The sequence below is a fragment of the Exilispira thermophila genome (assembly GCF_055389015.1).
This window is the reverse complement of record NZ_AP042476.1, coordinates 937,082-951,549: the sequence shown is the minus strand read 5'-3', so window position 1 is coordinate 951,549 and position 14,468 is coordinate 937,082. Positions and strand designations below refer to the sequence as shown.

Sequence of the window (14,468 nt, the reverse complement as noted above, 5' to 3'; positions counted from 1 at the left end):
TTATAATGAATAATAATAATAATAATAAAAGAATTGTAGATGTTAGAAATTTAGTAAAATCATTTCCTTTAAAAGCTGGGGGATTCAGTTTTTCACATTTAAGGGTTCATGCAATTAATGATATATCATTTTATATTAATGAAGGTGAGACTTTAGGATTAGTTGGAGAATCTGGCTGTGGAAAAACTACTACTGGAAGGTTATTACTCAGGATGTATGAACCAACTGAAGGTGCTTGTTATATTGATGCTGATGAAAATGAGAAAATGATGGTTGAAAAGCTAAGAGAAGAATATTATAAACTAAAAATTAAAATTAATAGTTTAAAAGCTGAAGGGTACAAGGTTGATAGAGACACATTGAAAAAATTTAATAAAATTAAAAAAGAATATTACAATGCTGCAAAAACTATTGATATTTTTAAAATGGATAAAAATCTTTTAAGGGAAAAACGAAAAGATATGCAAATAGTTTTTCAAGATCCATTTTCTTCATTAGACCCACGAATGTTGGTAAAGGATATAATTGCAGAAGCAATAATTGAACATATGGGTGTTTCATGGAATGAAGCTTATCAAGAAGTGTTTAAGTTATTAGATATTGTAGGACTTCCTAAACTTTCTGCACATAAATATCCTCATGAATTTTCAGGAGGTCAAAGACAGAGAATTTCTATTGCTAGAGCATTAGCTGTGAAACCAAGATTTGTAATTGCTGATGAAGCTACTTCTGCTTTAGATGTATCAATTCAATCACAAATTTTAAATTTATTACTTGATTTACAAAGGGAGTTTAAATTAACATATCTATTTATCTCTCATAATTTAACAGTTATTAACTATATGAGTGATAGAATTGCTGTAATGTATTTAGGAAAAATAGTTGAGATTGCAAAATCTGAAGAATTATATAAAAATCCAAGACATCCTTATACTGTAGCATTACTTTCTGCTATACCAGTTGCTGATCCCGATCATCATTTTAATGTTATTCCAATAGAAGGAGATGTACCTTCTCCTATTTATTTACCAAAAGGTTGTTATTTTAGATCTAGATGTAGATTTGCTACAGAAAAATGTGCTACTGAATATCCTGAATTAAAAGAAGTTTCTCCAGGACATTATTTAGCATGTCATAATCCTGTAACAAGAAAACAGGTAGAAGAAACTTTGATTTTAAAATCAAATAATTAAAAATTTTTTACATATTAACAATATTAGCAAAAAAGATTTACTATTTAAATTCCATTTACATGTTTTTATTTAGTGAAATATAAATAATTATAATCATAATATATTTTTTTTAAGATTAATTTTTTTATTTTTATTTTTAGATATTTTTATTATTTTATATTAAGAGATTAATTTTGGGTTATGTTAATAATAGTGTGTAAATTAGTTGTAATTCTAGAATTATAACTAAATTTGCTTATTTTGTTGTAGATATTATTTTAGTTATATAGAAAATATTAAATAATAATAACTATATTAGTTATATCTATACATGTTATATTATATAGGTTTATATATTAATCATTGTATTTTTTTAATTTAAATTAAATATTTTTTATTAAATAATTAATTTAAATATAATGTCAATTTAATTTAACAGGTTTTATTTATGAACAAAAAAAGCAGAAAAAAAGAAATTGAAAAAAATCTAACCATGTATGATGATGCCTCATATATGGGTGGTCTTTTATATTCAAAAATTATAAAAGAAGCTAAAAATCCTGTTTTAGGTGTCTATAAAGCAATAAAACAATCTCATCAATTTGGATTATTTGCTTCTATTTTTTTAAGATCTTTCGCAGCTGGATGGAGCATCCCTTTTGTTCCTATTTTAAAAAATTTAAAAATCTGGAATAAACATCTATATTCAGTTTTAAATTCATGGGGAGAATCTCTTTGTAATAAAGCAAAAATCCATTTAAATATTTTTCAAGAAGAGCCAATTTTAGATGGAACAAATTACCTTTTTGTAGCAAACCACCTTTCTCCTTATGATATACCTGTTATATATGCTACTATACCTGTTTTAGCCGCATTTATATCTAATGCTGAAGTAGCAACTTTACCTGTATTTCGTTTTTGGATGAAACAGTCAGGATCAGTTTTTATCCATCCTGAAAATAAAAATTCACAGGTTAAAGCTTTAAAAGAAATTATTAAAAAATTGCAAAATAATATCAATTTGATATTATTTCCTGAATCAACAATGAGTAGAGACGGGAAATTACAGGAATTTAAAAGAGGTGGATTGGCTGCTGCTACCTTTACTAATACCAAAATATTACCAATTTATTTAAAAGGTACTCGTGAGGTAATGAAACCAGGTGATATTTATATTAACCAGAATAAACCAGTTGTTATTGCATATGGGAAAAAACTGGAAACAAAAGATCTATCAAGAACCGAAAAAAAGAATATTAATAAAATTGTTTATGAGATGTTATATAATATGTCACAAAAATATGATCCAATTTATGAAGAATTAACAAATTCAAATGAATACATTTACAGTGTATAAAAATATATAAATTAGTTTTAATCCAAGAATTACAAATTCACTTTATATTTATTTTATTATTTATCTATTTTTAAACTATCTAAATTTTTATAGTTACTATTGTTTTTATAAATAAATTTGAATGAAAAAATTCTAAAAATTTAAATAATTTTTGTAAATTAATAATTTAATAAAGTATTTAATAAAAATTTATTTTAACTTTTAGTTTTTTTATGTAAAATATTTTCTATGAAATACCATATTTTAGTAGGATTTTTAAAGCTTTTACTTTTAGCAATAACAACATGAGATATAATTACAAATATTAAATAACCAACACTTATTAGAAAAGCAATCCAGAAATAAATAGGATTGCCAGTTGTATAACTATAAGCTGGTAAATTAATTATTAAAATAAATGGGATTGCAAATATAAATGTTAAACCACTTGAAAACATATAATCTGATGCAACAGGAGTTTCATATTCAGCATCTATAACTCTTAATAAAGCAAGCCCTGTTGGCATTGTACCTGTACTTGCTCCATAGACAATAAGAGTTCTATGAAATCTATGATCCTTGAAAAGTCTTGATGATAACCATGGTACAGTTAATAAAGTTAAAGAACCTCCAACAGTACTAACAACTAAAATTGGTAACCAATATTTTGCAACAACTACTAGAGAAATTGCAGCAATTGAAGCTGAAACCATAAAATCTACAGATGTTCCAGAAATTCTTGTTAATGTAGCATTATCAAAAACATGATGAATTTTACTCTTTTTTAAAAATTCTCTTACAATTATAGCGATTAATGCAGCGAATATAAAACTTATACCCCATAAATTAACTGCTAAATCATGTCCCATATTTCCAGCAAATGATAACGCCCATGTAAGAAATTTTAAAAACCAAAAAGTTAAAAAATAAATTCCAAATACTATTGCAATATTAAAGGACATTGAATCAATAGCTTCTGTTTCTGTTGTTAAATGAGCACCAACTTTTGGTTTAGCTCCTTCTGGATAAATACCTGTTTTAACTTTAGCCGTATTCAAGTTGTCTAATTTATCAACACAAATCCATTTTTTCTTAATTCCATAATTAATCAAAAAAACTCCACCAAAACAAGCCCATAAAAATCCTATAGCTGCAAATGTTAATCCAATACTTCCTGCACCACTAAATCCAAACTGTTCCCATCCATTTCCTATTGCAAAAGCTTGACCAGGACCTAAAGCAAACCCTAATGGTAATAAAAATCCAAATGAAGGGAAAAGATCAGGAAATAAAGTTTTAATAAAAATATATGTTAGTAATAGACCTGTAATTGCCTGTAATGCATATTGAGAAAGTATGCCAATCGACATTGAATAAACATTAATACCTTTTGTCCTTTTTTTTGTTTTACGCAATGTCATAGCAATAAAAGATATGCTTAAAAGATGGTAAACAAGTTCTCCAAGTTGGGTAGAGGTTAATCCAAATTTAGGTAAAACATAATTATAAAATGGTAATAATAAAAATCCTGCTGTTAAAGCATTGGGAATTAAATATTTTTGAAAGAATTTGACTCTGTATCTTATAACGGTAGCTAATAGAAGTCCAAATCCAATTACACCTAAATTAAGTAATAATGTCCATGAAAAATTCATATTAACTCCTATAAAAGTAAATGTTAAATGTAACTAAAATTTAATAATAAATGTTATATAAAGTTTTGATTTTCTAATAATTTATATAAATATTAAATATAATTTTTAAGATGTCAAATATTATTAATAATTTATAAAAGATATTGTTGATTGAAGATAAATAAAGTTTATTTTACTTGTTTTTTTTAATTGAAGTAATTTCTGATAAAAAAATTGATTTACATATAATGAAATGTCGGTAGGGGGAGTTGAACCCCCATGGACAATTGTCCACTAGAACCTGAATCTAGCGTGTCTACCAATTCCACCATACCGACATTATTAAATGTGATTTATAACTCAAAGTTAATATATTAAAAAAAAATTTAATTTCAATTATTAAAAAGTTTAACTTGAAAATAATAATTTAAAAAATTAAAAAAATGTTGACACAAAAAGATAATATATGCTATATTATGCATATAAGGAGAAAAATATGTTTAAAAGTACAAAAATTATAAAATCAATTGCTTGTGATTTTCGACTTAGAATACTATTTCTATTATTGAATTATAGTGATGGGCTTTGTGTTGGTTCTATTGAAAATATTTTAGAAGAAAAGCAATATAATGTTTCAAAGCATCTTAGAATTCTTTTAGAATCTGGATTGGTTGAGAATTATAAAATAGGTAAATCAATTATTTATAAATTAAATAACAAAAATGATAATAAAGTATATTTTAATTTTATAAAAAATCTAGAATTAGATAAAATGGATGTATTTAAAAATGATTTAAAAAAATTAAATAAATTTGTTCTGAATAAAAAATTAATAAAAAATAAATAGGAGAACATAGATGTATGAGAATATTTTTAAAAAAATTAAGATTGGAAATGTTGAACTTAGGAATAGAACATTATTCCCACCTATCTCTACAAATTTTGCTTCAAGATCAGGACACTTAACAGAGAGATTTATTAAACATTATGCTAGAAGAGCTAAAGGTGGAGTGGGGCTGGTTATAATAGAAAATTCTGCTATAGATTTTCAATCAGGGAAAAAAGGAGCATTTCAACCACGAATAGATGATTATATGTTTTTAAATGGTTGGAAAACTCTTGTTAAAGAGGTACACAAATATGGTGCAAAAATATCTGTTGAGCTAACTCATCCTGGTTTTAAAGAAAATAATGTTAATAATTTAGATGAAAAAATAATTTTGGATTTAATTGATAAATTTGGTTTTTCTGCAAAAATAGCAAAAGAAGCTGGATTTGATATGGTAGAAGTCCAGGGGGCACATGGTTTGTTAGTAAGTCAATTTTTATCTCCCCTAAGCAATAAAAGAGAGGATAAATGGGGTGAAAGGACATTATTTGCTAAAGAGATTTTAAAATCAATTAAAAAAAATTGTGGAAAAGATTTTCCTGTAACTATTAGGCTTGCAGTATGGGATCCACAAGAAGGTGGTATTGATTTAGAAGAGGGTAAAAGAATTTCACATGAATTGGCTAATGCTGGTTATGATATGATACAAGCAGATATTGGTATAGGAAGAAAAGAATTAAGATTGGAACCAATTGAATTTGAAGAAGGGTGGAGGTCTTACCTTGCTGAAAAAATACGACCATTAAATATTCCAGTAGTAGCTGTTGGAGTTATTAGAACACCTGAAATAGCAGAAGAAATTTTGAATGATAAAGCTGATATGATTGCTTTAGGAAGAACTTTACTTGCTGATCCTGATTGGGTAAATAAAGTTAAAAATGGTGATATAAATGATATTAGAAAATGTATAGGTTGTAGTGAATGTATCCATGCAAGACATGATAATGATGTACCAATTAGGTGTGGTGTGAATCCTAATGTTGGTAATGAGGAAGAAATAGAAGTTTCTAAAATCAAAAAAAATATTGTAATAATTGGTGGAGGTCCTGCAGGGTTGGAAGCTGCTAAAATTAGTGCACAAAAAGGGCATAATGTTTATATTTTTACTGATAAATTTGGAGGACAACTTCAAATTGCAGCAGTTCCTGATGGAAAAGCTAAAATTAAATGGTTAATTGATTATTTTAAAAATGATTTTAAAAAATTTAACAATATAACAATTTTTAACAAAATTGCTAATGAAAATGATGTTTTAAATTTAAATCCTGATGCAGTAATTTTTGCTACTGGAGTTAAACCTATAAATCCTTTTAAAGATTTAAATGATAAATTTGATAAAAAACGAATTTTTGATTATAAAGAGGTTCTGGAAAATAAAATAAGTTTCAATAATGATACTATATTAGTTGGTGGAGGTGGTTTAGTTGGATGTGAAACTGGTTTATTTTTAGCGAACAAGAATAAAATTTATATTGTCGAGATGTTGGAAAAACTAGCATCTGGAATGGAAACACTTTCAAGAAAAGTATTACTTGAAGAGTTATCAGAAAAAAATGTTGAAACCATTTTAAAACATAAAATTGTTGATATTTCATACAATAATAATAAATTGGAAATAATATTGGAAAACTTAGATGCAGGTAATAAAGATTCAAATAGAAATTTAAAGTTAACAGTTGATTATTTTGTTGCAGCATTTGGAAGCAAACCATATATTCCTTTCAAGATAAAAGGTGTAGATTCATATGTTATTGGAGATGCAAAAGAAGTAAGAAAAATTGTTGATGCTATACATGAGGGGTATGAAATTGCGAAAATATTATAGAATTTAAATTTTACAATGTTCTATTTTTGCTTATAAAATTCAGGTCTTAAATCACTAAAAATATTATTTAAATCTGTGATGTTTTTGTTATTTGCATCATCTGGATTAATTTCAATTGTTTTAAATGTTTCTTCAGTATTGGTAAATGTTAATATGTATTCCCCTTTAGGATTAACTATTTGTGATTGACCTGTAAAATTATTTTGATAATCTCCATTCTTTTCTTCCCCAATTCTATTTGCAGTAGCAATAAAAACTCTGTTTTCAATGGTTCTTGCAAACATCGCTTTTTGGCAATATGGTAAAACTAGATTAGCAGGATGCAAAATGACCTGAGCACCTTTTAATGCAAGAGTTCTAGCAGCTTCAGGAAAAATCCAATCAAAACAAATCATCATTCCAAATTTATAATTTTTGTATTCAAAGACATTAAATCCAGTATTTCCTGGAGAAAAAAAATCTTTTTCATGAAAAAAAAGATGTGTTTTTCTGTAATTATTTAACACTTTACCATTTGCAATAAAAAAAGAAGAATTATAAAATTTATCATTAAATTGTTCAGCATATCCACCACATATTGCTATATCTTTTTTCATGGTTGTTCTAAAGAAAGGTTCAAGTAATTTAGAATTTAAATTCAAAGAATTTGATTTCACTTCTTTTTTTGAACTAAATGTGTAACCACTTAAAAAAAGTTCAGGAAATAAGATTATACCTTCATCTATCTTGTTGATTATTGATAATGCTTTTTCTATATTTTTTTCTAAATTTAAAAAGATAGGTTTAAACTGTACTAAAGTTATTTTTATCCCCATTTAAATTTCCTCCTTAATAATACAAAATCTTTAATAATATAAATTCTGTTGTATCTAATTTTAAAAGAATTTTTTAGTATATTACAAATTATAATTCTATTTTTTAAATTTTAATATATTTTATTAATTTAATATCATATTTAGTTTAATAATAAAGAAAAAATTCAATTAATGTTAATTTTAAAAAATGTAATAACTTTTTTTAGATTGATTTGAAATTATATTTTTATTTAAATAAAAAAAATTATCATGATTAATGAATTCTTTTTTATTGAAATTTTAATAAAAAATTATAGTCTATTTTAGATGAAAAATGAAACTAATATTGATTTATATACTTTAAAAAAAGATTTTAACTTTATAAAGTCTCAATATGAAGATATACAGAAAGTTTTTAATCTTAATTCTCTTAATAAAAGAAAAGAAGAAATTGAAGCCAGTATTAATAATCCTGATTTCTGGAATGATAAAAAAAGTGCTAAAGAAGCAATGCAAAACCTAAAAAAGATTAATGGTACTATTGAGACTTATGAAAAATTGGAACAAGATATTGAAGAAATGAACAATTTGTTTGAGATAGTAGATGATAATTCTATAAGCGAAATTACTGAAATTAGAGATATTTTAAATGATTTAAAAGAAAAATTTCAAAATTTCATATATTTTCAAGTTTTTGATACAATAGATGAAAAAAATGCTATTTTTTCAATTCATCCTGGTGCAGGTGGATTAGAATCTACAGATTGGGCATTAATGCTATTTAGAATGTATATAAAATATTTTGAGAAAAAAAAGTTTAAAATAACTTTATTAGAATATACCCCTTATGAAGGAGGAGGTGTTAAGTCAGCTTCTATTTTAGTAAAGGGGAAATTTGCTTATGGATATTTGAAACATGAAGTAGGAATTCATAGGCTTGTAAGAATTTCTCCATTTGATTCAAATAAACGAAGACATACATCATTTTGTTCAATATATTGTTACCCTGAAATAGATGATGATATTCAAATTACTTTAGATCCTTCAGAATTAAAAATTGATACATACAGAGCTTCTGGTGCAGGTGGGCAACATGTAAATACAACTGATTCAGCTGTTAGAATAACTCATATCCCTTCTGGAATTGTTGTTAGTTGCCAGGATGAAAGATCACAACATAAAAATAAAGAAATTGCATTAAAAGTTTTAAAATCAAGACTTTATCAATACTATAAAGAGAAAAATGAAGAAGAGAACAAGAAAAATTTAAAAGAAAAAAAAGAGATTTCATGGGGTAATCAAATAAGATCTTATATTCTTCATCCTTATAACCTTGTTAAAGATCATAGAACAGGTTATGAATCAGTTCAACCAGAAGATGTTTTTGAAGGAAATTTAGATCCTTTTATATTTGAAATGATAAAATATGATTTTAAAAAGAAGTTTTCTGTTTAAATTTATTAAAAAATGATAGAAAAAAAATTAAAAGATGTTAATATTTATTTGATTTACAAAAAATAATTAAAAAAATTAGATAAGTGATTATATTAAATAGGATAATTTATGAAAGGCAAGATTTTAATTGTTGACGATTTAGCTTTTGTTCGTTTAATGCTTTCAGAAATAGTTAAGAAATATGGTTTTGAATATATTGAAGCTGCTAATGGTGTTGAAGCAATTAAAAAATACAAAGAACATAGACCAGATATAGTTTTACTTGATATAACAATGCCATTTATGAATGGTATTGAAGCTTTAAAAAATATTATGGCAATTGATTCTAAAGCTAATGTAATTATGTGTTCTGCTTTGGGTCAACAAAAAATGATAATAACTTCTATAAGACTTGGAGCTAGAGATTTTGTAGTTAAACCTTTTAAAGAGCAAAGATTAATGTCAGCTATTTTTAAAATAATGAATCATAAAAAGATAAATTAATTTTATGTTTAAGAAAAACAATAAATCACTAATAAATCAATTGTTATCAATAAATACCTATATTTTTATTTTAATCATTTTTTTTAATATAAATGTTTTTTCTCAACAAAATTCTTATTATAATTCAATTCAATATTATATTGGGGATATAAAAAATATTAATCCAGATTTTGAATATAATTATCTTTCAAATATGATTACTGATATAATAAAAAAAACTCTTACTGAAAAAAAAATTAAATTGGATAAAAAATTAAAAGAAGATTATTATAAAGGATTACTCTATTATTATACCTATTTATCAAATAACGAAACTGATTATTATGTACCTGTAAAAATTATTGAAAAAAATATTTTAGATAGTGAGATATTTAATTTAAATTATTCTGAAAATTACTTTATTTTAATAAATATTGATTATGAAGTTGTAACTGATAATAACATAAAATATCTGGTTATAAAAATAAAAGAAAAATATAAAAATTATAATGAAACAAAAAATTTTGTGGACAATAATTTCAATCTAATTACATATAGAACTTTTGATTATAAGATAGAATATAATTCATTTTCTATTTATGATGATTTAAATAAATTGTTTCAAAAAAAATTTTTAAATGATTTTTTAAATATCTCATATTTCAAATTAGTTGTTAAATCAAAAAAGAATTATTATTTAAAAGTTAATGATATTATAGTAGGTCCTACTAATAAAGAGTATTACCTTGAAGAAGGAAACAAAGAAATAGAAGTATTTTTACCAGGGTATAAATCAAAAAAAATCAACCTTAATTTAATAAAAGATTCAACATTAGATATTGAACTTGAAAAAAAAATTGGTAATGTAACTTTACTTATTAATACATTTCCACAGAATTCAGAAGTCTGGATTGATAATAAATTTATTGGTTATTCACCTATAAAAGTTGAAAATTTAGATCCTGGTACCCATTTTATTTCAATTATAAAAGAAGGTTTTATTGTTAGGGAAAAGGTTGTAAATGTTGAAAAAGGACAAATAAGTAATTTAGAAATTTATCTTTTTCCTTTAAATTCAATTAAATATTATAACAATTATGCTAATTATTATTTAAATTCAGGTTATAAAAAGGCTTTTATAAGTGGGGTATTTGCAGGATTAGGAATTGCAAGCGGAATCCTGTACAATGAGTTTTATCTTAATTACAAATATAACAATAATAAATTATATTATTATCTATCAAATGGGATGGTATTTACAACTTTTGTTTTTACAACTATTTCATTATACAAATTATATGATGCAATTATAACATTAAATAAATATACTTCTATTAAAGAAAATTATAATCCTATAAAGTAAAAAATATCAATGTTAATAATAAAATTGAAATTATTGATATATTTAAAAAATAGAATAGATAATATCCTAATTAAAATTTCTCTCCTTAGTACAGTTATATAATTTTTAAAATTAATCTTTTTTAAATATTAAACTAAAGTATTTTATTTTTTCCTCTTCAGCCTTTGGCAACTGTAATCCAGTCGAGAAATTTTAATTAGGATATATTTATTTACTTAATTTATTTAATCAAATGTAATAATTTCAATTTTTATTATTAACTGTACCTGCCACGAAAAAATATATTCTCTTTTGTGTTTGACGACTACAATCCAGTCGAAAAATTTTAATAATGATAGATACAGTTTTTGAAAAGTTAATAGATATAAATAATAAAATTAAATTAATAAATTTATTTGTTTAACTTTTTTAATATTTTATCTGTTTTTTTTATAGAAAATAAATCATCTGATTCCAATATTTTAATTAATTCATCTATATCTATTTCATTTAGAGAAGAAATATAATCATTTATTTCCTTTTGTGAAGGTATAGAAGAAATATATTCGTTTATTTCTTCTTCTGAAGGGATATAATCGATTTTAGATAGTGATTTTTCTATATTTTTAAAATTAGCGGCTTCAATATTTTCTAATAAAGATTGAATTTCATCAATATTTAATACTGGTTCATTTTCTAAAAAACCTTCAATTTCTTCATAAGTTTTTTTATTTAATAAATCATTGTTATTAATTATGGAAATAATTTCCTCAATTTTTTCATTTGAAAGATATATTGGATTTATTTCATTATTAACAGTTATTGAATTAGTGGTAGATAAAATTATATTAATAATTTTCTTTTTAATAGATGAGGATAATGTAATATTTAATTTTTTTAATTTTTTAAAGAATGATTTGATAAACCTTTTTAAAATAAATTTTATCATTATACCTCCCATATATTTTATTATTTAATAAAATTTTTTAAATAGTAAATAAAAAATTAAATTCAAAAATAATTAATTTAGAAGATATTGTTTCTTTATTTTCTCAAATAGTATCCTTTATTCTCACAATTTTTAATAATACTTTCAAGAATATTATTAATTTCATCTCTTGATAATGTTCTATTTTGGCTTCCGATTTCAATTTCAAAAGCAATTGATTTTTTCCCTTTTCCAATTTTTTCACCTGTAAAAATATCAAATGGTTTAACATTTAGGATTAATTCTTTATTTGTTTCTCTAATTACATCTATTATATCCTGAACATATGTATTATGATTAACTACCAACGCAAGGTCAAAAACTGTTTTAGGAAATCTAGAAATAGGGTTAAAAGGAAGAAAATCTCTCTCAAATTCTTTAATAAACTTTACATTTGTCCAGAAAATTGCAAATGGCGATGAAATATCAAGTTTATTTTGTATTTCAGGATGAATTTGTCCGAAGAATGCAATTTCTTTATTATTATAATAAATTTTACCACTTTTGTATGGATGCAAAAATTTTATAGAGCTATCAGGTTTTATTTTTAAATCCTTAATATTAAAGTGATTAAAAAGGTTTATTAATGCATCGCGGGCTTCAAAAACAGAATCATCAGAGCTATTTAATAAAACAATACCAGCAATTTCTCTTTGTTCATCAATTGAATTATCTTTGTTTAATTTAAAAGTATGTTCAATTTCAAAAAATTTAAAATTTTTAGAGAATTTAAGATTTTCTTTAGTTTTATTAACAAGATCAGGAATAAGCGATCTTTTTAAAATATCTTTTTTCTTGTCTGGTGGATTTTTAACTTCAACATAATCACCAATATATCCAAATAGACTTTCAGTATCTTTATCAGAAAAAGGATATGTATTTATTTCAGTAAAATTTTCATTATAAACTAAAAATTCCCTAATTTTTCTTTCCAATTCAGGTTCCCACATTTTATGTGGAATGTTTAATTTAACAAAAGGGGATTTTGGTTCTATGTTTATATAACCATAAACTCTACCAATTTCTTCAACTATATCTTCCTTTATTGAAATATCTTTTGTAGCTCTAAATGAAGGGACTATTATTTTAAAAATTCCATTGTTTTCTGAAATTTGAAAATTTAAAGATGAAAGGATAGAAATTACCTTTTCTTTTGTTAATTCAACACCCAATCTTTTATTAATAAAATCTAATGTTATTTCAATTATTTTTTGTTTTCTTTCAGAGTAATCAACATATCCAATTTTAGTAACTTTGATTTGTGGTTGTAATTTTTTTAAAATCTCAACAAATCTTATAGCAGCATCATTTATTAATAGCGGATCAAGAGATTTTTCAAATCTATTAGATGCTTCAGTTCTTAAACCAAGTTTTATTGATGACCTTCTTATTATAGCTGCATCAAAATTGGCAAGCTCAAGTAAAATCGATGAAGTGTTTTCATCTACTTCTGAATTTGCAAGTCCCATAATTCCAGCTATTGCAATTGGGGTATTATCTTTTTTACAGATTAATAATGTATTTTCTGGTAATTTTCGTTCCTTATCATCAAGTGTTATAACTTTTTCTTCAGGATAAGATTTTCTAACTATAATAGTATCAGTATTATTTATTTTATCCCAATCAAATGTATGTGTAGGTTCTCCTGTCTCAAACATGATTAAATTGGATAGATCTACAAGTAAGGAAATAGGTCTTTGCCCTACAGCTAATAATTTTTTTTGTAACCATTGAGGAGATTTGGTATTCTTTATATTTTCAATTAAAACTGCTAAATATGCAGGTGATGCTTTTTTATCATCAATTTTTATTTTAATATCATCTTTTAAAATAGGTAAATTTTTATCATTAAAATTGAAAATATTTTTAATTTCAGAGTCATTAGAAATAGGTAAAAGTTTCTTATTGTAAATTGCTGAGAATTCTCGTGCTATACCATAATGTCCCCAGAGATCAGGTCTGTTAGTTAAAGATTTATTATCAATTTCAAAAATGATATCATTAAAATCAAGAACTTCTGCAATATTTAAACCCACTTTAGTATTTTTATCAAGAATTAAGATACCTGTTGCATCATCATTGTATTTAAGTTCATAACCTGAACATAACATCCCTTCAGAAATAATCCCTCTAAATTTTACTTCTTCTATTTTTTTCCCATTTTCTGGAATAATACTTCCTATTTTTGCCAAAGGAACAATATCACCTTCTTTTATATTTGTTGCACCTGTTACAATTGTATATTGATTTTTACCATCAGTTACTTTGCAAATCTGTAATTTATCAGCATCAGGATGTTTTTCAAGTTTTTCAATTTTAACAGTGATAATGTTTTTATATAAATCCTTTTCAGATATAACATCTTCAACTTCAGCACATCTCAAAGTAAAGTCCTGCCCAAGCTTAGCTGGATTGCTTAAATCAATTTCTGTAAATTCATTTATCCATTTTAGTGAAATATACATGCTTTTACCTCTTTATTGTGTATTTTTATTTAATAATTTTAAAGTATGTTCAAAAAATAGTTTTATTTATTTTAACAATATTTTTAATTATAATAATATTAAATTA

11 protein-coding genes and 1 tRNA gene are annotated in these 14,468 nt (G+C 24.0%); 7 read left to right on the top strand and 5 right to left on the bottom strand.

Translation table 11 applies throughout. The features are described 5' to 3' along the window. The first annotated feature begins 5 nt into the window (after positions 1-5). Positions 6-1,193, top strand: coding sequence for an ABC transporter ATP-binding protein (locus ACZ5EC_RS04105; protein ID WP_464303692.1), 1,188 nt, complete (start codon positions 6-8; stop codon positions 1,191-1,193). 427 nt (positions 1,194-1,620) lie between these two features. Further along, positions 1,621-2,529 carry a lysophospholipid acyltransferase family protein gene (locus ACZ5EC_RS04100; protein ID WP_464303691.1) on the top strand — a complete coding sequence of 303 codons (909 nt, stop codon included), beginning with the start codon at positions 1,621-1,623 and terminating at the stop codon, positions 2,527-2,529. A 194-nt stretch (positions 2,530-2,723) separates the two neighbouring features. Here ACZ5EC_RS04100 and ACZ5EC_RS04095 read toward each other — a convergent pair whose 3' ends face one another. Both ACZ5EC_RS04095 and ACZ5EC_RS04090 read right to left on the bottom strand, forming a co-directional pair. Next, positions 2,724-4,163: a sodium/glutamate symporter family protein gene (locus ACZ5EC_RS04095; protein ID WP_464303690.1), complete on the bottom strand. Its 1,440-nt coding sequence runs from the start codon at positions 4,161-4,163 to the stop codon at positions 2,724-2,726. Between the two features lie 233 nt (positions 4,164-4,396). Then, positions 4,397-4,480: transfer RNA gene (locus ACZ5EC_RS04090), tRNA-Leu, on the bottom strand. A gap of 158 nt (positions 4,481-4,638) precedes the next feature. Here ACZ5EC_RS04090 and ACZ5EC_RS04085 point away from each other — a divergent pair. After that, positions 4,639-4,989, top strand: coding sequence for an ArsR/SmtB family transcription factor (locus ACZ5EC_RS04085; RefSeq protein WP_464303689.1), 351 nt, complete (start codon positions 4,639-4,641; stop codon positions 4,987-4,989). Between the two features lie 10 nt (positions 4,990-4,999). After that, positions 5,000-6,856, top strand: a complete 1,857-nt coding sequence (locus ACZ5EC_RS04080) for an oxidoreductase (RefSeq protein WP_464303688.1) — start codon at positions 5,000-5,002, stop codon at positions 6,854-6,856. A 20-nt stretch (positions 6,857-6,876) separates the two neighbouring features. Here ACZ5EC_RS04080 and ACZ5EC_RS04075 read toward each other — a convergent pair whose 3' ends face one another. Further along, positions 6,877-7,671 carry a nitrilase-related carbon-nitrogen hydrolase gene (locus ACZ5EC_RS04075; protein WP_464303687.1) on the bottom strand — a complete coding sequence of 265 codons (795 nt, stop codon included), beginning with the start codon at positions 7,669-7,671 and terminating at the stop codon, positions 6,877-6,879. 306 nt (positions 7,672-7,977) lie between these two features. Here ACZ5EC_RS04075 and prfB point away from each other — a divergent pair, with 306 nt between their 5' ends. The 3 genes from prfB (at position 7,978) to ACZ5EC_RS04060 (ending at position 10,930) form a co-directional block, all read left to right on the top strand. Beyond that, positions 7,978-9,105 (top strand): peptide chain release factor 2, encoded by a 1,128-nt coding sequence (gene prfB, locus ACZ5EC_RS04070; RefSeq protein WP_464303686.1) that lies wholly within the window; start codon positions 7,978-7,980, stop codon positions 9,103-9,105. Between the two features lie 108 nt (positions 9,106-9,213). Next, on the top strand, positions 9,214-9,588 hold the full coding sequence (locus ACZ5EC_RS04065; protein ID WP_464303685.1) for a response regulator: 375 nt from the start codon (positions 9,214-9,216) through the stop codon (positions 9,586-9,588). Between the two features lie 4 nt (positions 9,589-9,592). After that, on the top strand, positions 9,593-10,930 hold the full coding sequence (locus ACZ5EC_RS04060) for a PEGA domain-containing protein (protein ID WP_464303684.1): 1,338 nt from the start codon (positions 9,593-9,595) through the stop codon (positions 10,928-10,930). A gap of 391 nt (positions 10,931-11,321) precedes the next feature. Here ACZ5EC_RS04060 and ACZ5EC_RS04055 read toward each other — a convergent pair whose 3' ends face one another. Both ACZ5EC_RS04055 and pheT read right to left on the bottom strand, forming a co-directional pair. Beyond that, entirely contained in the window at positions 11,322-11,858 is a 537-nt protein-coding gene (locus ACZ5EC_RS04055; protein WP_464303683.1) for a hypothetical protein, read from the bottom strand. Between the two features lie 95 nt (positions 11,859-11,953). Beyond that, positions 11,954-14,362, bottom strand: coding sequence for a phenylalanine--tRNA ligase subunit beta (gene pheT / locus ACZ5EC_RS04050; RefSeq protein WP_464303682.1), 2,409 nt, complete (start codon positions 14,360-14,362; stop codon positions 11,954-11,956). Between the last annotated feature and the right edge of the window lie 106 nt (positions 14,363-14,468).